The sequence below is a fragment of the Myxococcales bacterium genome, assembly GCA_016703425.1.
GTDB lineage: Bacteria > Myxococcota_A > Polyangia > Polyangiales > Polyangiaceae > JADJCA01.
Window position 1 is genome coordinate 1,089,678 of the sequence record JADJCA010000001.1, and the last position, 18,502, is coordinate 1,108,179.

11 protein-coding genes are annotated in these 18,502 nt (G+C 70.8%); 5 read left to right on the forward strand and 6 right to left on the reverse strand.

Features of this window, described 5'->3' with window-relative positions:
* Positions 1-421: 421 nt before the first annotated feature.
* Positions 422-1,537 (forward strand): slipin family protein, encoded by a 1,116-nt coding sequence (locus tag IPG50_04775; GenBank protein MBK6691504.1) that lies wholly within the window; start codon positions 422-424, stop codon positions 1,535-1,537.
* A 59-nt stretch (positions 1,538-1,596) separates the two neighbouring features.
* On the opposite strand, the gene eno is transcribed toward IPG50_04775, so the two are convergent.
* Positions 1,597-2,877, reverse strand: coding sequence for a phosphopyruvate hydratase (gene eno / locus IPG50_04780; GenBank protein MBK6691505.1), 1,281 nt, complete (start codon positions 2,875-2,877; stop codon positions 1,597-1,599).
* A 274-nt stretch (positions 2,878-3,151) separates the two neighbouring features.
* Here eno and IPG50_04785 point away from each other — a divergent pair, with 274 nt between their 5' ends.
* On the forward strand, positions 3,152-4,411 hold the full coding sequence (locus tag IPG50_04785) for a hypothetical protein (protein MBK6691506.1): 1,260 nt from the start codon (positions 3,152-3,154) through the stop codon (positions 4,409-4,411).
* On the opposite strand, the gene IPG50_04790 is transcribed toward IPG50_04785, so the two are convergent.
* Positions 4,396-5,319 carry an ATP-dependent DNA helicase gene (locus IPG50_04790; protein MBK6691507.1) on the reverse strand — a complete coding sequence of 308 codons (924 nt, stop codon included), beginning with the start codon at positions 5,317-5,319 and terminating at the stop codon, positions 4,396-4,398. The two genes, IPG50_04785 and IPG50_04790, sit on opposite strands and share 16 nt — an antisense overlap.
* A 750-nt stretch (positions 5,320-6,069) precedes the next feature.
* Here IPG50_04790 and IPG50_04795 point away from each other — a divergent pair.
* From IPG50_04795 to IPG50_04805, 3 genes are all read left to right on the forward strand, one after another.
* Positions 6,070-6,246, forward strand: a complete 177-nt coding sequence (locus IPG50_04795; protein MBK6691508.1) for a hypothetical protein — start codon at positions 6,070-6,072, stop codon at positions 6,244-6,246.
* Positions 6,247-6,318: 72 nt separating this feature from the next.
* On the forward strand, positions 6,319-6,519 hold the full coding sequence (locus IPG50_04800) for a hypothetical protein (protein ID MBK6691509.1): 201 nt from the start codon (positions 6,319-6,321) through the stop codon (positions 6,517-6,519).
* A gap of 140 nt (positions 6,520-6,659) precedes the next feature.
* On the forward strand, positions 6,660-8,966 hold the full coding sequence (locus IPG50_04805; protein ID MBK6691510.1) for a hypothetical protein: 2,307 nt from the start codon (positions 6,660-6,662) through the stop codon (positions 8,964-8,966).
* Positions 8,967-8,992: 26 nt separating this feature from the next.
* On the opposite strand, the gene IPG50_04810 is transcribed toward IPG50_04805, so the two are convergent.
* The 4 genes from IPG50_04810 to IPG50_04825 are packed head-to-tail and all read right to left on the reverse strand — an operon-like array spanning position 8,993 to position 18,468.
* On the reverse strand, positions 8,993-9,565 hold the full coding sequence (locus tag IPG50_04810; GenBank protein MBK6691511.1) for a tellurite resistance TerB family protein: 573 nt from the start codon (positions 9,563-9,565) through the stop codon (positions 8,993-8,995).
* 58 nt (positions 9,566-9,623) lie between these two features.
* Positions 9,624-11,429, reverse strand: a complete 1,806-nt coding sequence (locus tag IPG50_04815; protein ID MBK6691512.1) for a hypothetical protein — start codon at positions 11,427-11,429, stop codon at positions 9,624-9,626.
* On the reverse strand, positions 11,426-11,980 hold the full coding sequence (locus IPG50_04820; protein ID MBK6691513.1) for a hypothetical protein: 555 nt from the start codon (positions 11,978-11,980) through the stop codon (positions 11,426-11,428). The genes IPG50_04815 and IPG50_04820 overlap by 4 nt, the downstream gene beginning before the upstream one ends.
* On the reverse strand, positions 11,977-18,468 hold the full coding sequence (locus IPG50_04825) for a hypothetical protein (GenBank protein ID MBK6691514.1): 6,492 nt from the start codon (positions 18,466-18,468) through the stop codon (positions 11,977-11,979). The genes IPG50_04820 and IPG50_04825 overlap by 4 nt, the downstream gene beginning before the upstream one ends.
* Positions 18,469-18,502: the final 34 nt, after the last annotated feature.

Sequence of the window (18,502 nt, forward strand, 5' to 3'; positions counted from 1 at the left end):
GGCACGCGGGCTGCACCATGACCCGTCGACGCAACCGCCGCCGGAGCCGCAGCACCGTGTGCCTCGTGGTTCACCCGTCGGGTCAAAACGGACGCGCCAACCAACCGGGTTCAAATCCCTCTGCAAGGTCGCAAAAGGAACGGTCACCCCTCGCCGAGCTGAGCACCACGAGAGCGAGCCTCAGCACGCGCGAAGTTGGCGCGTGCGCCGGCCCGACTCTCACGGCCGCTTGGAAGCTGCAACGTCGCTTCGCACGACGCGACTCGCTCCGGCGAGACCGATCGCGCGTGCGCGATGTTCCCTTCCCTGTCGCCGCGGCGCCGTTCGACCGAGGGGTGACATTTCCCATCGAGAGCACTCGCGTCCCTCAACTTCCCGCCTTCGCACCGAGCCGTTTCCTTCCCATCCACGGAGTCCGCCCATGTTTTCCATCGACCTCACGCTGAAGGAGCACGAACGCGCCATCGTCTGGAAGGGGGGCCTCTTCGACCGCTGGCTCGCCGCCGGCCGTCACCGGCTCCGCGGCTTCGGACCGGCGCCGCGCGTCGAACGCTTCTCCACGCTGACGCCCTACGTCGATCTCCCGGACGCGCGCGCCTTCGCCGAACTGCCGGAGCTGGCGCCCCATTTCCTCGTCGTGAAGATCGCCGACGCGGAGCGCGGGCTCGTGTTCGCTCACGGCAACTTCGAGCGCTTTCTCGCCCCGGGGGTCCATGTCTTCTTGCGCCTCGCCGAGGACGTGCTGCGCGTCGACGTCGTGGACGCGAGCTCATTGTCGGTCGTGCACCCGGCGAAGGAGGCCGTGAGCCGAAGCGGCGACGCAGCGGGATTTCTGGAGGTCTTCGAGGTAACCGAGGGCTTCTGCGGCGTCCTCTTCGTCGACGGCGCCATCGCTGACTTGCTCGCGCCGGGCCGACACGTCTTCTGGAAGGCCGTGCGCCAGCTCGCGCTCGCCCACGTCGACCTGCGTCAGCAGCTCGTGGAGGTTCAAGGCCAGGAGCTCATGACCAAGGACAAGGTGTCGCTCCGCATCAACCTCTCGGTGCGCTTCGCGGTCCTTGATGCGCGCCTCATGGTGCGCACGCTGGCCGACGGCCGCGAGGCCCTCTACCGCGAGCTCCAGCTCGCGCTACGCGATGAAGTGGGCGCGCTCACGCTCGACGAGCTGCTCCTCAAGAAGGGCGCGCTCGGCGCGGCGTTGGTTTCCCGCACGGCGCCGGCCCTCGCGGAGCGCGGCCTCTCGCTCATCGCGGCGGGTCTTCGTGACGTGGTCCTGCCGGGCGACATGCGCACCCTGTTCAACCAGGTCATTGAAGCCGAGAAGCGCGCGGAGGCCACGGCCATCGCGCGCCGCGAAGAGACGGCCGCCACGCGCAGCCTCCTCAACACGGCGAAGCTCCTCGAGGGCAACCCGACGCTGCTTCGCTTGAAGGAGCTGGAGATCACCGAGCGCATCGCGCAGCGAATCGGCAGCTTGTCGGTGACCGGCGGCGTCGACTCGCTCGTCGACGCGATGCGCGCGAAGCTCGGACCGTAAACGTGCGTGCCCCTCGAGAAGAGGGGCCGCACGCGAGGGCCATCAGGGAAGCCGCCCGCTCAGACAGCTTTGCGGAAGGCGCCCTTGCCGGCGTAGACGGCGCCTTGCCCGAGCTCGAAGCCGATGCGGAGGAGTTGGTTGTATTTCGCCACGCGGTCCGAGCGCGACAAGCTGCCGGTCTTGATTTGGCCCGCGTTGGTCGCGACGGCGAGATCGGCGATGAAGGAATCTTCCGTCTCGCCGGAGCGGTGGCTGATGATGCTGCGGTAGCCGGCCTCGGTGGCCATGCGGATGGCGTCGAGCGTCTCGGTGAGCGAACCGATTTGGTTCAGCTTCACGAGGATCGCGTTGGCGGTGCCCGTGTCGATGCCCCGGCGGAGGCGCTCTACGTTGGTCACGAAGAGATCGTCGCCGACGAGCTGCACGTCCTTGCCGACCTTGTCGGTGAAGGCTTTCCACGTGGGCCAGTCGTCTTCGGCGAAGCCGTCTTCGATGGACACGATGGGGAACGACTTGATGAGCTTCTCGTAGATGCCCATGAGCTCCTCCGGCGAGACGGCCTTCTTGTCGAAGGTGTACTTGCCAGTCTTCTTGTCGAAGAACTCGCTGGCGGCGCAGTCGAGGGCCACGAACATGTCTTTGCCGGGCGTGTAGCCGGCCGCCTCGATGGCTTTAACGACGAGCGCGAGCGCGCCCTCGTTGGTATCGACGCGCGGCGCGAAGCCCCCTTCGTCGCCGACGGCGACGGTGAGGCCCTTCTCCTTCAAGATGCCCTTGAGCGCGTGGAACACCTCGGCGCCAGCACGGAGCGCTTCTTCGAAGTTGGGCAGCCCCGCCGGGACGATCATGAACTCCTGAATCTCGAGGCCGTTGTCGGCGTGGGCGCCGCCGTTGAGGATGTTCATGAGCGGCGTCGGCAAGACGCGCGCGGCGACGCCGCCGAGGTAACGCCACAAGGGGAGCTGCATGTCGTCGGCGGCGGCGCGCGCCACGGCGAGCGACACGCCGAGGATGGCGTTGGCCCCGAGCTTCGACTTGTTGGGCGTGCCGTCGGCCTCGAGCATGGCACGATCGACGGCGGCTTGGTCGAGCGAGTCCATGTCGACGACGACACGGGCGAGCGTCTCGTTGACGTTCTTGACGGCGTTCTTGACGCCCTTGCCGAGGAACCGCTTCTTGTCACCGTCGCGCATCTCGAGCGCTTCGTGCTCGCCGGTGGAGGCCCCGCTCGGCACCGCGGCGCGGCCGCGGCCGCCTTCCGTTTGAACCTCGACCTCGAGGGTCGGGTTTCCACGCGAATCGAGAATCTCTCGGGCCACAACGGCAACGATTTCACTCATGATGACGCCTCCAAACGGAAAGGTCGGGGTAGCACATCGGTCGCTCGGCCGCGACGCCGCCGGCGCGCGCGTCGGGGGCAACCGGCCCGCGCGCTGGCGTGGCCGCGCTGCGCTCTCCGGCGTGCCCTCCGTGGCCGGTTGTGCGACCAAACACGCGCGGCGCAGGAAAAATTGCTGCGATTTGGCGAAGCTCCGCCGTAGCATCAGCGGTTCTTCCCCGGGAGGTTTCATGAAGGCTTTGGGTCGTCGCTTATCGGTATCACGCGCTTCTGTCATGACGCTGAGTGCTCTCGCCGTGACGGCCGCGGCCTACGCGGGTTGCTCGAGCGACGAGGAGACGAACCCAACGGTCACCCCGGGCAATGGCACCGACGGCGGTAGCGACGTGGCTCAGGGCTCGGACACCTCGACGAAGACCGACGGCACCACGACGACGCCCGACACGGGCACGCCCGACAGCGCACCGGCCTGCGCTGACCCGGTCTTCGACTGCACCAAGAACGCCGGCAACACGGACGCCGGGGGCAGCGGCGCTACCTCCACAGCCGCGCAACAAGTGCCTACCGACATCCGCTGCACGGGCCTCTACGCGTGTTTCGCCACAAAGACCGTGGCCGCCACGCACAAGAACTACGTGCCGGCCTACAAGCTCTACAGCGACGGCTCCGAGAAGCAGCGCTGGATGCTCCTCCCGGCGGGAACCAAGATCGACACCGGCGGCGGCGGCCCCGGCACCCCCGATGAGTGGATCTTCCCCGTCGGCACGATGGTCTACAAAGAGTTTCAGTTGAACGGCAAGCGCATCGAGACGCGCCGGACGTGGAAGGCCGGGCCCTCCGAGTGGATCTTCTCCGTGTGGCGGTGGGCCGACGACGAGTCCACGGCGACGCTCATGAACGACGGCACCGTCATCGCAAACCCGGCGAAGCCCGGCACGACCTACGAGGTCCCGTCGAACTCCGCGTGCGCGCCCTGCCACACGGGCCACGTTGACAAGTTCTTGTCGCTCGACGCGTGGAGCCTCGGCGGCGCTGGAGCCACGGGTCTCACGCTCGCTTCCCTCAAGGCCGACAACCTCCTCACGAGCTGGGATCACCCAACGAGCCTCGCGGTGGCAGAAGACACGACCGGCAAGTTCAACGGCGCGATGGGCTTCTACTACAACAACTGCGGCTTCTGCCATAAGCCGGGCGGCAACGCGGCTGGCACCGGCTTGCACATGAACCTCCCGGTGGCGGAGGCCTTCGTCGACGGCGGCGCGGGCCTCAACGCCGCCGACACGCCGGTCTACAAGACGGCCGTTGGCGTGGCGCACACCAACCAGGCGCCGGGTGGCAACTCCTATCCGACGGCCTCTGGCTTCAAGCGCATCGTCCCCGCCGATCCGGACAAGAGCGTCGTTCTCCTGCGCGACAGCCTTCGCAACCCCGACGGCGGCTCCGCGGCGCCGGGCCAGATGCCGCCCACCATCATGCGCACCACCGACGACGCGGGCCTCGCAGCGACGCGCGCCTGGATTCAGGCGCTGCCCTGAGCGGACACCGGCGCGAAAAACTCGGCGTACAGGGCGCCTACCTCGTCCATCGAGTGTAGGCGCCGCGCCGGCGGCAGGCTCGCGAGGAGCAGCCTGCCGTAACCGCGGGCGACGAGCCGTCGATCCAAGATGGCCACGACGCCCGCGTCGCGTTTTGTGCGAACGAGGCGGCCAAAGCCTTGCTTGAGCGCGATGGCGGCCATGGGCACCGAATATTCGGTGAAGGCGTTGCCGCCGGCGGCCTCGAGCTCCGCCGAGCGTGCCGCCACAATGGGATCGCTCGGAACGGCGAAGGGGATCTTGTCGAGCACGACGAGCCGCAGCGCTTCGCCGGGCACGTCGACGCCTTCCCAGAAGCTCATGGTGGCGCACAAGACGGCGTGACCCGCGGAGCGAAAGCGCGACAGCAAGACGTGTTTGGGCGCTTCGCCTTGCACGTAGAGCGGGCCCGGGAGCGATTCCTTGCGCAGCGCCTGGTGGATGGCGCGCATCGCCCGGTGCGACGTCGAGAGCACGAAGGCGCCGCCGCCGCTGGCTTGGATGAGCCGGAGCGCGCGCTCGGCGACGACGAGCTCGAAACCGGGAGAGCTGGGCTCGGGCATGTCGCGCGGCACGTAGATGCCGACGCGACGCGGGAAATCGAAGGGAGACGCCACGACCAGATCACGCGTCTCCGGCGGCGCGCCGAGGCGGCTTCGAAAGAAGTGAAAGCTCGCCTCGTGTTTGGCTCGGCCTTCGTCGCGCCGCTCGCCGTCGGTGTCTCCTTCGGCGCCAAAGACCGACGGCCGCGACACGGCGAGCGTGGCACTCGTGCACACCACCGTGGGCACCCGATCGAAGAGGCTCTCGCGGAAGGTCCGCGCGAGGTCGATGGGGCTCGCGCCCAAGGCGACGCTGCGGTCCCGCACGTCGAGCCAAAGCGCGACGTGACCGAGGTCGTCGTCCTCGTAGGTCGCCGTCCCTCCCTTGAGCTTCGAGGCGAGGCGGCCCGACGGTGGCGACTCGAGGGCGGCGGAAAGCTCTCGCTCTCCGCGTCGAGCTCCACGAAGCGCCCTTCGGAAGGCCGCCGCGTGCTGGCGGCGCCGGCGAGGACCGAGCGCAGAACCTCCCGCAGGTCTCCCGCGCGCCGCGCCGCGACTTGCACGCCGTCGGACGGCGCTCGTTCGTCGAGGTCGGCGTAGAGGAGGCCCAGCACTTCGTCGAGCGCCGCGAGCATCGTACCGACCTCACCGTCGAGGTCGTCGGCGGCGATCGAGCGACGTCCTTCCGGCGCGTTCGCCGTCAGCCGGGCGAGCTTGGCAAAGGCTCGCTCCGCAGCGGTCTCGACGCCGCGGCATGCGCGCTCCAGGCTTGCTCCGCTCGTCCCGAGACCGACCGCGAGCTTTCGCGCGTCCCGAACGAGCGCGTCAAAACGGCCGCTCGAGAGGCGCACACCGAAGAAGGTCGTCGCGACGTCTTCGAGCTGGTGCGCTTCATCGAAGATGACGGCGTCATGCGGCGGCACCACGCTCGCGAGCTCGCCGCCACGCGTTCGCTTGAGCGCCAAGTCTGCACAATACAAATGATGGTTTACGACGACGATCTGGGCGTCTTCCGCGGCGCGCTTCATGCGCGTGACGAAGCAGTCTTCGTAGTGACTGCAGCGGGCGCCGATCCGCGTGTCGGTCCCCGACTGGACCGACGCCCAGACGCTCGACGTCTCGGCGAGGGTCACGAGCTCCGAGCGATCGCCCGACTCGGTCTCCTTGGCCCATCGGGCTACCGCGGCGAGCTCCGCAGCGAGCGGCTGCGGCGCCGCCGACAACGTCTCGAAGAGCCGCCTCCTGCACACGTAGTTCCCGAGCCCCTTCATCAACGCCGCGCGGACCTCGATGCCGAAGGGCCTGAGCGCCTCGGCGAGGAGCGGGATGTCCTTGGCGAAAATCTGCTCTTCGAGCGCGTGTGTGGCCGTGGAGATGACGACCTTCTTGCCGCTCAAGACCGCGGGCACGAGGTACGCCAGCGTCTTGCCCGTGCCGGTGCCGGCCTCCACAAAGAGCGGCGCGCTCTCGGCGAGCGCCGCCTCGACGGCCCGCGCCATCATCAGCTGGCCGGGCCGATCTTCGTAGTCGGCGAGCAGCCCCCGCGCGATGGGCGAGCCTGGCCCAAGCACCTCGTCGACCGTCGGCACGACGGGAGCATTACACCGGGGCTCGGCCGTCGGCTGCAAATTCGCGGCAATCGGCGCGCCCTTGCTACGATCGGAGCCTTGTCGACGTTTTCTCGAGCACGGCCGCCCCGAGCGGCCCGACCGCCCCGCGTCCCGCCGAAGCCGCCGGCCTCGGGGGCGCCCGCGGTACCGCTCCGCCTGGCCATCGGCAAGGACGGGCTCGGCCTCGAGCTCTCCGAGTCCGTGGCCCTGGGCCCGCTGGCGATCCCAGAGCTCTTCGTGGCGCTGCCGCGCGTGAAGTTCCCCGTCGACGTCTCCGGCGGCGTGGCCCGCTTCTGCCACCGCCGCGGCGAGCTCGTGCGCATGTCCCTCGAGCTCCCGCATCGGCGCCTCGAGCGCCTCCTCAAGCAGAAGCTGCGCGGTCTCTTGGGCACGTCGGCGCCCGCCGTTTGGGTCGGCCTCGCGGCGGAAGGTGCGGCCATCGCCGTCTCCGATCCGGACGGGCCCACGCTTGCCTTCGACGTCCTGTGCGCCGTTAGCGGCGACGGGGTCCGCCTCGTGATTGAAGAGGCTCGAGGCATAGGCTTGCCCCGGCCAGCGCTGGCGCTGGCCATGGTCGCGATGACGTCGCTCCTGGACGGGCACGCGTCGCGGGAGGGCGCGACCTTCGTGGTCCGCGAGATCCCGTCGCGCATCGCGCGCCGTCTCTTGCCCGAGGCCGGTGTTCGCGTCCCCTCCTCGGAGGGGATGACGCTGACGTCGGTCGCGGGGGCCAGCGACGCGTGGGTCGTTCAGTTCACGCGCGGCGGTGTGCCGGCGGCGCCGACGGCGCGGGTCGCGCTGGCGCTGGAGACGGCGACGCTCCTCTCGGAAGCCGACGACCAAACGCTGCACGACGCCGCACAAGAAGCGCGCGAGACCGCGCTGCGAATCCTCTCGCGGGCGCCGCGACACGTCGCCACCGTCGTTCGCCTCGCGGACCTCGATCGCGCCGCCGGCGATCGCGCCGAGACGGCGCTGGCGACGCTCGAAACGGCCCTCGGCGACGAAGATGTGGCGCGCTCGCTCTTACGAGCGGCACTCTCGAGTCAACGAGGCGACGCGCGAGGCGCCGAGGAGGCGTTTCGTTTCGCCGCCGAGGCCGAGTCGGTGCCGCTCCTCGCGGCACGCGCCTTCGAGGCTGCGGCGCGGCAGGCCCAGCAGCCCGAGCGGGTCGTCGTGCTCCTCGACATGGCCATCGCGCGCTACCCATCGTGCACCTCGGCGCGGCTCCTCCGGCTCGAGCATCGGCTCGCCCTTGGCCGCGTCGACGACGCCTTCGCCGACGCCGAGGAGCTCGAGGCGCAAGCGGCCTCACCGCGCGCGCGCTACGAAGTGTGGAAGCGCTGCGCCGACGTGTTCCTCGCGGCGGGTCTGCGCAGCCGCGCAGCCAGGCTCTACGAGAGGGCGCTCCGCTTCTTGCCGAACGACGCCATGGCGGTCGCAGGCCTCGGGCGCGCACTCGTGGCCCAGGGCAGCGCACCGCGCGGCGTACGTCTCCTCGTGCGCGCGCTCGAGCTCTTGGGTGAAGCGCCGTCCCGCGAGCGAGACGCTGTTATTTTGGACCTCGCGACGGCGCTGTCGGCGGCGCTTGGTGATGCGCCGGCCGCCATCGCTCGACTCGAGAGCGTCGAAGACGCCTCGCCCATCGCCTTCGAGGCACGCGCCCTCGAGGCGAAGCTGCGCGCCGACATCGGCGATTTGCCTGGTGCGTCGTTCGCGTGGGCCCGGCTTCGAAGCGCCTTCGAACGTATCCGCGGTGCCGACGACCTCGAGCCGCAAAAGGCTTCGCTCGCCGCGCACCTCGCGAGCGCGGCGCGCTTCGAGCTCGAGGTTCACGGCGACGCTCGCTCTGCGCAACGTCACGCCCAAGCGGCCATCGGCCTTGCGCCGCGCGACGCGGCCATCGGCGAGCTCTTTCGCAAGTGCAGCGAGGGCGTCGCGACCCTCGAGGGCGCCGTCCTGCCGGCGCGCGCGACGCCGGAGCCCTCGGCGCCACTTCTAGCGTCACCGGCAGCGCCCGCGCCGGCAGCTCACCAGGCCCCCGCTCACGCCCCGTCGCCGGTGGAGGTCGATGAGGGAGCTCTCGACGCGCGCGCCGCCGAGCTGACGAGCCGCCTCCAAGGCGATCCGACCAACGACGCCATCGCCGACGAGCTGCTCGATCTCTTGATGCGCCTGGGGCGTCCGCACGAGGTCTTCGCCTTGATCAGCGCGCGCGTCGACGACGCCTCACCGGAGCGACGGCCGGCGCTCCGCGCGCGCCAGCGGGCCGTCGTAACCGACCTCGCGCGCGACGCGCGAGCCCGCGGCAACGACGCCGAAGCGGCGCTCTTCGAGTCGTTCGCCAACGTCAGCGACGACTGACCGCGCACCACGCCGCCTCGGGCAACTCAGGCGCCAGCGGCGCGCAGCTCACGGCGCACGTCGTCGATGGCCTGGTCGACGGCGCTCGAAGGAAGGCGCGCAGCGGCGGCCATCTTCTCCAGCACTTGCCGCTCCGCATACTGGACGCCACCGCTCGCGTCGGCGATCAGCGCCCCGATGCGCAGGACCTCGTCGAGGTGACGGCCGGCGCTCTCGACGATGTTCTTGAGCCGCACCTCGAGGCCGTCTTCTTGGAGCATGTCGCCGAGGTCGAGCACGAGCTTCGCGATGCGCCGCGGCGGGACGGCGCCGCCGCAAGCCGCCGTGACGATGCGACCGAAGGTGTCGCGCTCCGACTCATCGAAGAGGCCGTCGGCCGAAGCGACGAGGAACGCGCCTTCCACGATGGCTTCGAAGAGCAAGACGGCGCGCGGATCGAAACCCGTGGGCGAAGTGCTGTTGGCGTCTGGCTTCGCGCCATACGAAACGGCAGCGAGGGCGAGGACGGAGCGTTCAGCGATCACGCTCCCCAGCTCGTTGGGGGCGTGCTTGAGCCGAGCGATCCGCCCAATCAAGTCGATGCGCGCCTCCGTCAGCACCGAGCGAGCATATCAGAAGCCTCGTGACCGGCGGGGCGACTCGCGCCACCGGTTGTCCTCACCGGATCGGAGCTGCGTAGAGATCGACGCGGCCCGCCCGATCGGTCGTGCCGTGGGCCAACTCGACGGGGACCCCCCGGTCGCTAGCTAGCGAGAATGCCCGAACAAAGGCGCCCGACACGACCCGGCCGGAGCCCTCGTTGACGAGGGTGAAACCGAGGTCGAAGGGGGCCGTCAACTCGATGGGCGTGAGGCGGACCGACGGGCTCGTGAGCCCTTCGGGGACGTCCACGCCGAGGGCCACCGAAACGGGCCAGCGCGTCGCCGTGGGGGGCTCGACGACGAGATCGTAGAGCCCGGGATCGACGTCGACGGCGAAGGCGCCCTCCCCGTTCGTGACGGCAGTTCGCGTACGCGCGAGCGACGCAAAGGGGCGCGGCGGCAACGGCACCGTCGAGGGCCGTGCTCGAACAACGGCGCCCACGAGCGGCGCGCCACCGGGGAGCCGCACGAGTCCCTCGATGCGACGGAGGCGCTCCACGACGAACGCGCGCCCATCGCCGCCGCTGCCCGAGGGCAACGTCAAGGCCCGCGTGGTCGTCGCGAAGCCGCTCGCCAACTCGGGGATCACCGCGACGTCGTAGCGACCAGGCGGCAAGAGCACCTCGTAGCGTCCGTCGAGCGTCGTGCTCACCTCCGTCGAGTACCGAAGCTTCGCGTTGATGGGCTCGAGCTGCGAGACCTCGTCGGCGTCGACGACGCTGCGGAAGCGGAGCTTCGCGCCGAGCGGAACGCCCTCCGGATTCCCAATGACGCTCCCCGCGACGCGCTCCGGCGCCGGCAAGCGAGGCATGCGCTCGGTCCCCGGCACGATGAAGACGGGGCTGATAAGCGAAGGCCGCTGCGCTTGACTCGGCGGCGGCTCGACGACGATGTCGACCGGGGTCTGCGTGAGATCGGTGTAGCCAAAGGTGAAGAGGCGGACGTCGTTGCGACCGAAGCGCGGCGAGTAGATGTTCGAGACGCGGATGCCGGTGCCGCGATCGCGGAAGTAGAGGCGCCAGCCGGCGACGTCCTCCAAGCTGTCGAGGACGAAGGGTTGCGCCGGCGTGCCCCAACGTTTCACCGCGTCGACGGTCGCCCCGGTGGCGTCGACGCCAACCTCGACGACGCCGGTCACGGGAGGGAACGCGCCGTCGAAGGGCGGCAGCGGCTCGAGCGAGCGGAGGTATTTGCCGCCCGGCAACGTGGCGATGAAGCCTTGCGCCCTTGCGTCGCCGGGGCCCGGCGGCTGCCCGCCGAGCACCTCGTCAGACGCCGACTCGGCCTCGATGTTCTCAAGTGGAACGCGCGCGCTCGAGGCCAAGAGCCCCGCCACGCCCAACGGAGAGAGTGGCCGAAACAGCGCGCGCACCGGCAGCGAGAACTGCCCCTTACCGAGGCCGAAGCCGAGGTCGTTGGCGGTCGTTCCCGTGACCCGGTACGCGTCCGCGACGGCGCGCGTTCCTGTGCGAGACTCTGACACGCAGACGCAATCGCCCGGTTGCGTGCAGCTCCTTGGTAGGGGACGACACCCGAGGAGTGCTTTGCGCGAGATGGCGACGGTATTTCCCGCGACGGGGAACGCCGTTGACGGAAACGAGATGACGTACGTCACGTCAAAGCCAGCCGGCTCGGCGAGTCGGCAGAGACGTGTCTTCGGATCGCACGTGGCCCCCACGGCCGCGGCGCAATCGGACGTGGCGACGCACTGGTTGATCGACGCCTCGGCCGCCGCCGTGACCTCTCCGTCGCGGCATGCCGCGGTCGAGAGCAGCCCCAGGGCGACGCCAACACCAACCCGAGACGCGCGACCCAGGCTCACAGCGCACCGCCCGAGTCGCCGCCGTCGGCGGAAGCGTCGAGCGCGCTCAGGGATGCCGCGTCGAAGAGGCCGCAGGTCCCGGCTCCGTCCGGAACGTACCACCACGAGATTGAGTCGGTCACCGCCGGGTCGGACTGATGCAAGCCGTCGTCCCACGCGAGACTCACGACGAACTCGAAGCGGTGACAGCGCCCGAGATCAATGATGTTCGCGATGTCGGAGCCGCCCACGACGATGGTCGTGAGGTCCTTTCCCGTCGGCGAGCCGGCCACGCGCTCGTTGCGTCCGACGAGCGGCCTCGCCACGTCAAAGTCGACGAAGAACCCCCAAACGAAATCCTGTCCGGGATCGGGCACGCGCACGGGTACGACGAACTCGACGGGCAGCTCCAAGAGCGGCCGCGTCGTATCGGGAACGGCTGCCGTCTTCACGATGGCCGGCGCGCGACGAGGCGGCTTGACCAGCTCGGGGACGGGATCGAGCAGCACGCACGCCACGCCCGTGAGCGTCAGCGTGACGACCGAGGCAAGGTACGCGGCCGTCCGCTTCATGAGGCAGCTGGAAAGTGCCCCGAAGGCCGGGGCCCGGCGGAGAGTGGTCGCCAGCGCGCATCGGCGTAGGCGGAAGTCGCCGCGAGGCGCAGCAAATCAGCGAGGGCCGGATCCTCAGCCAGCGCACCGAGCCCTCCCCTTGCCAAGAGCGTGTCGATATCCAATTGCCGCTCCGTGCATACCGCACGCAAAACAACCGAGACGTTGCCCGCGAGCAAGGTGCCGACGCGGCGCGCGCTCTGCCGCGCCATCTCACGAACCGCCTCGTAGGTCGGCAGCGTGGAGGGGGCGCCGAGGAGCTCTTGCATTCGGCGCTGCGCGCGCTGCGGCAAGCGCTCCCAGAGGGCGCCCGCGTATTTGCCGCTCTGCGCCTTCAAGGAGGTGCCGCTGCCCGTGGGGGCAAACGCGCCCACGAGACCATCCCAGAGCGCGCGACCAGCCTCCTCCTCGAGCCCGCTCACCAGAATGTTCTCCGGCTGCGCGAGGGCGATGGCTTGTCCGAGGGCGTAGCGCAGCGGCACCGATTCCTCGCGCACGTCTCCAACGACCAAGGCCGCCGGTTGGTTGAGCAAGAGCGGCTGCGCGACCGGCGACTCCGCCGACCGCTTCACGTAGAACTGCGCGGGCGCTGCGTCGAGGAGGCGCAGCGAGACCTCAAGGAGGCGAGAGAGCGCCGACGTCGGTCCCGGCTGAACGCGCTCCACTCCCGAGAGCGAGTAGTGCGCTAGATCGCGGGCGAAGACGCCGGCGGCGTGCTCCCAAACGAGCGCGAAGGCGTCGGCGACGGAGGCGTTCCAAGGCCCGCGGACGAGGAGCGGCAGCACGCCTTGTTGGGTGCGCTGAACGACGAGCGGCGGCGGCGGCAGCGGGCCAGAGCCCGGGTCGAAGGCGCGTTGCACGTGCTCGACGGCGCGGGCATAGGTCGGATTGGCGTCGGCGAGCGCGGCGGCGCGCAGATCTTCGAGCCGCGTGACGTCGCCGGGCAACAGGTCCACGAGGCGGGAGCGGACGCGAACCAGATCGCCAGTGCGCTCACCGAAGGCGCCCAGGAGGTTCGCCAGCTCGTCACCGGCGCTCGCGCTGCCGGTCGCCAACGCCTCCGACAGCACGCCTTCGGCGGCCGCCAACGCGCCTCGCTCAACGTGGGCCTGCGCTAGCCGCAAGAGGGCGCGCTCCCGGTCCTCGGTGCTTGTGGCTTCGCGAACTTGCGCTTCGAGCTCGGCTAGCTTCACCGCCGGCGGCACGCTGCCCGGCCGATGAACCGAGGGTGGCTCGATGAGGTCCTCCATGCCCACCGGCTGAGCGACCGCGGAGGCGTCTTGGTCAACGCGTCCGGCGCCCTCGGCGCCCTCGGCGCTCTCAACGCTCTCCACCGGCGGCGGCTTGTGGCTGCGTCGGCGGGCCTTCTCGAGCTCTTCTTCGAGCGTGCGCCTCAGCTCAGTACCCTCCGGCGCCAACAGGAGCGCCTCTTCGAGGGCTCGCTCCCCTTCGGAAACGTCCGCTGGGTCGTTGGAGCGAAGGAGCTGCCGCGCGAGCTCTGCGAGGACCTGCGCGCGCTCGTCTTCCGGCGCTCTGCGCGCCAACTCGACGAGCGCGACGCGCGAGCTCGCGAGCTCGCCGAGGGCAAGATGGATGGGCACCATGCGCTGGAGCGCGGCGCCACGGGTCGCCTCTTCGTCGCTGGCGATCTCGAGGAACGCGAGGGCCTCACGCGGCTTGCCTTCGCTCGCGGCCAGCTGCCCAGCGAGGAGCGCGACTTCACCGCGCGAACGAAACCCGTAGAGGTCCCCTGTGAGCGCCGTCTCAAACATCGACAGGGCGTCGGGCACGGCGCCGGATGCGGCAAACCGCTCCGCGAGTCCGAGCGCCACGAGCGCATGCGGGCCGTGCGCGAGGGCCTCGCCAAGCACCGCCTTGGACTCCGCATCGCGTCCCAGCACCGTGTACGCCTCCGCCCGGAGGAACGCGGCGAGGGCCGTATCGTCGGGCTCGAGGGCGCCTTCGACACGCGCGAGCTCGGTGAGCGTCATCTCCGCATCGGACGAGGTCCCGGCGCCGCGCTCGCGGTACTCAAGGCCGCGGGCAAAGAGCTGGGCCTCGGCGCTCGCGGGCGCCGCCGTCACGGCGCGGCGTGCGCGCTCGAAGGCCAGCGAGGCGTCACCGGCGCGCGCCGCCGCCTGCGCCGCCTCGACCCACATTTCGGCGGCGACGCCCGGCGCGTGGCGCCCCGACGCAGCGGCGCCTTCCAGCGCGGAGCCCAACTCTGCGTCGTCGCCGAGCGTGCGCGAAATTTCTACGCGGAGGGCCATCGCATCCAGATCGGGATCGCGCTCGAGGAGCGTCTTCACGAGGCCGAGCGCCGAGCGCAAGTCGCCCGCGTCGCGCAGGGCGAACGCGGCGCGCAGACCGAGATCGTTGCGCGTCTGAGGTCCGCGGGCCAGGTCCGTCAACTTGCGGAGCAGCTGAGCGGCGCGGTCGAATTCGCCACGGCGCTCGTAGAGGTCTGCGAGGTATCGGAGGGCGCTCTCGTTTTGCGGAGCCTCGGCGAGGAGAGACTCGAGCTCACGGCACGCATCCTCCGCGCGATCGAGCCGCTGCTCGAGAATCGCGGCGCGGCGAAGGCGCGCGGCCCGCACCGAGTCCCGCTGGTCGTCGTGGCGCGAGAGGCGCTGAATTCGATCGGAGAGGTGCGCTGCGAGCCGTTCGTAGTCACGACTCTCGGACAACATGAGCTCTACGGATTGATCGGCCTCTTCGTCGTCGGGCAAGAGCGCGAGGAGGCGCTCCCAAACCTCCCGCGCCTCGCCGATGCGCTCCAGGTCGCGGAGCGAGCGCGCGAGTTGCCGAAGGACGCGGGTGCGTTCGTTCCCCGTAACGAGCGCCTCGATTTGCCTGAGGGCCGTCACGACGTTCTCGGTGCTCCGCGCCGTGTCGGCAACCGTCCACGCGGCCCGCCACCGGTCGACCGAGTCCGGCTCCAAGAGCGCCGCCTCAATGAGCGCGTCAGCGGCGCCCGGCAAGTCGCCCCGCGCTTCTCGAACGGAAGCCACAGCCGCGAGTCGATCGGCGCGCGCCGTCGGCGACAGCGCCGTATCGCGTCCCTCGATGAGCGCCTGCTGCTCGAGGTCCGTCATCTTCTCTGTCGCGGCCTCGAAAGCGGGGCGCGCGTCGTGCAGGGCGGCAGCGGCGTCGTCGGCAGCCGCGGCCTCTTTCGTCGCCCCACTATCGGGGGAGGCACTCGCGACAGCCTCTGCGGCATCCGAAGAGGCGATCGTCTCGGCGGGCGGCGGCTCGGCGGGAGCATGGGCGGCTTCTGGGGGCGCGGGAGCGCCGTCCCCCGCCGCGGGCGCTGAGGTCTCTACCGCAGCGGGCTCACCCTCGACCACCGGAGCGGCGTGAGCGGCCTCCGCGGGCGCCGCCTCCTCGTCTGCCGCGTTGAGCTCGGCGCCGAGATCGAACGACTCACGGGCGGGCGTGCGCTTCTTTTCGAGCCAGCCGTCGAAGACGGCCCGCGCGTCGGGAGCTTGCGCTCGCTCCGCGATGGCCGAGAGGAGCGTCAAGGCGGCCTCACCGACGTTGGCGTAGGTCTGCGAGACAAGGGCGACGGCTCGCGTCAGCAGCTTTCCCGAGGCCTTCGCCAAGAGCTCAACGTAAGGTGCGAGCTCCGCGTATTCGTCGACATCGGCGTCGGCGCCGAGGGCTCGATCGAGTGCGTGGGCGCCGCCCTCGGCGTCGGCAAAGGAGGCCAGCGCGACGCGCGCAAGCTCGATGGCCACGCGCGCACCGTCAGGACCTTCGATGCGCGCCGTGAGCATGCGGGTCGCGTTCCCGACCCTCAGCGAGAGCGCGTCGCGTTCGAGCGGCGCAACGGTGAGGAGGCTGCCCACGGCCTCGCCGAGGCGCTGCAGCGTCGCCTTGTCGGGGCTTGCCACCGAACCGCGCAAGAGGACATCAACGCGCTGCCGCGCGCCCTCCTCGTCGTTGGCCGCGAGATCGGCCGCGCGAATCAGCCACGCGCCGCGCGCCTCCTTCGATTTCGCGGCCTCGGCGACGCCGACCACCGCGCGCACGACGCCAGCGCGGTCGCCGGCCCTTTCGCCGGCGGTCGCCAGCGCCGCGAGCGCCCACTCCGAAGGCACCGCAGCGAAGCCCTCGCCGGCGTGCCTTAGCGCGAGGAAGTAGAGGCCGTGCTCCGCGAAATAGTTCGCCGCGCGAAGGTGCGCCGCGCGGCGCCCGAACTTTCCGCGCGCGCGGCGCGCGACGGACTCAAAGACGGGCGACAGATCAGCGGGGCGACCGTCGAGCACGGCGGCCGCTTCGGCGATGGCGAGGGGGCCAGCGTGTTCGGGGCACTTCTCGAGCGCCAGGCGAGAGAGCGCGAGCGCCCGCGCGCCCTGACCGAGCGCCAGCGCCAACGAGGCCGCCGCCTCAGCGAGCGCACCGGCGACGCGGCCGTCCTCGGCGCTCTCGACGACGGTGAGGAGCGCCGCGAGAGAGGCCTCGCGATCACAGTGCGTCCGCAGGTCACCGAGCACCATGGCGACGCCCCAACGCGGCATGAGCCGCGCCGCCGACAGCCAGGCTTGCAGCGCCGCGGGCACGTCACCGGCGAGGTCCGCGAGGCCCGAACCCCAGCGCCGGAGCGCCAGCGCCGCGTCCTCTTTGCTGCCATGCGCCTCCGCGTGGCGTGCCGCCAACTCCAGCGTGGCCAAGAGACCGTCGCTGGTGCGAACGCGCCCCTCCATGACCGCCAGCTTGCTCGAAACCTCTGCGACGGGAAGCCCTTCGCGCACAGCGCGCACCAGCGCGATGGCCTCGCCGTCGCCGTCGCCCAAGCGGGCGCGCAGCTCCGAGAGTCGCGCCAAGAGCGCGGGCCGCTCGTCGGCCTTCGCGCCCGCCGACACGAAGCGCTCGAGGAGTCCTCCGTGAAGTCCGTCGTCGCGCGCCGATTCGGCCACCAGCACGATGGCCTCGCGCAGCGAAACGCGGTGAGGGCCGAAGATGTCGAGGGCGCGCCGCGCCAACACGGCAGCGCGGTCAACGTCGAGCTCGACGAGCACTCGGAGCCCCTCGGCCACGAGCGGAGCCAACGTCGCCGACGGTTGCGGTTGGGCCACGGCCCACGAGATGGCGTCGCCGAGCCGCGCAGCGTCGCGCGCCTCGCAGGCGCAGCGAAACCACTGCTCGAGAGCGGCGGCATCGCCCGGTCGCAGCGCTACCGCGTGCTGAGCCCAGGCCACGGCGACGTCACGGGCGCCGAGGGCTCCGTGAATCTCCGACAGGGCGCGGCAGTAGGCCCCGCGCACGCAGACGAGGCGCACGGCGCGCTCGACGGCCAGCGCCGCCTCCGCGTCGCGATCCCCGAGGCGCGCCAAGGCGAGCGAGACCGCGCTGCGTGGATAGTTTGGCTCGATGTCGCAGGCGCGCTCCGCCAGCTGACGCGCCTCGGCGAGATTGCCGCGATCGACGAGCAGCTCGGCGGCGAACGAGAGGAGCACCGGCCTCACGTTGGACGGTGCGCGTTCGACGACGGCGACGAGCTGTTCGGGGTCCAGCAGCATCGCCGGAGAGAGCTCGGTCAACTGCGCGCGTGCCAAGAGGTCCGCGATGTCGATCCCTTCGAAGGAACCGGCCGCGTGGCCCTCGTCGAGCGCCGCTCCCAAGGCCCGGGCGAGGGCCCCTTGCTCTGTCGCCTCTTCCCGGCGGCGGCGGTGCACGAGCGCCGCAGCGCTCTTGTCGACGCTGCGAAGGGCCCGCCCGTGCTCCCTGCGAATCTCGTCGGCGGCGAGGCGCTTGCCGCGGGCCGACAGGGTGTCGGCGAGGGCGTTCGCGGACATGGCGGCGGCGGGATCGGCGTCGAACGCTCGAAGCAGGTCCTCGAGCGGATCGGCGCCGGCAGAGGCCCGTCGCTCGGCCGCCATGGCGAAGGCGTTCGCCGCCTCCGCCGGCGCGACCACCTCGGGTGCCCACTGACCGATGGTGGCGCGAAGCTCGAGCGGCAGCGCTGCCTGTCCATCGAGCGCGTGCGCTTCCTCGAGCACGTCGGCGGCGCCCTCGGCGTCGCCGGCCCGCGCATAGAGCGTCGCCACGCGCGCGAGCAGCGTGACCGCGAGCCGCGTGTCCGCGCCGCTGACCAGGGGCCCGAGCACAGCGGCGGCCAGCGCGGGCTCACCGAGCGACTCGAGCCACTCGGCGACCTCGCGACGCAGCTCCGCGTCGTCGCGAATTCGAATCGCGCGAAGCGCCATCGACGCGGCTTCGTCGCGCTGACGATCGCGCCGCGCCAGGAGCCGCGCGAGCGCGATGGTGACCTTGCGCTCGGATTCGAGATCGCCCTTGCGCCGCGAGGCCTCCAGCTCGGCGCGTAGCGAGCCCTCCTCAGCATGTTCGCGGGCGGTAAAGCGTGTGGCAGGCGGCGCGTCGGCCAGCTCAAGGGAGCGCGAAGGCCGACGCGGCGCGCGGGAGCTCTTTTCCGGGGCCACGTCCATGGGAAAGCGTGAATCTACACGGTGCCGGGGCCGC

Bases quoted from the DNA above. Each gene is read 5' to 3' on its own strand.
- IPG50_04800 (MBK6691509.1), top strand. From the start codon at position 6,319: ATGTCCTTGGCGAAAATCTGCTCTTCGAGCGCGTGTGTGGCCGTGGAG.
- IPG50_04820 (MBK6691513.1), bottom strand. From the start codon at position 11,980: ATGAAGCGGACGGCCGCGTACCTTGCCTCGGTCGTCACGCTGACGCTC.
- IPG50_04825 (MBK6691514.1), bottom strand. From the start codon at position 18,468: ATGGACGTGGCCCCGGAAAAGAGCTCCCGCGCGCCGCGTCGGCCTTCG.
- IPG50_04775 (MBK6691504.1), top strand. From the start codon at position 422: ATGTTTTCCATCGACCTCACGCTGAAGGAGCACGAACGCGCCATCGTC.
- eno (MBK6691505.1), bottom strand. From the start codon at position 2,877: ATGAGTGAAATCGTTGCCGTTGTGGCCCGAGAGATTCTCGATTCGCGT.
- IPG50_04785 (MBK6691506.1), top strand. From the start codon at position 3,152: ATGACGCTGAGTGCTCTCGCCGTGACGGCCGCGGCCTACGCGGGTTGC.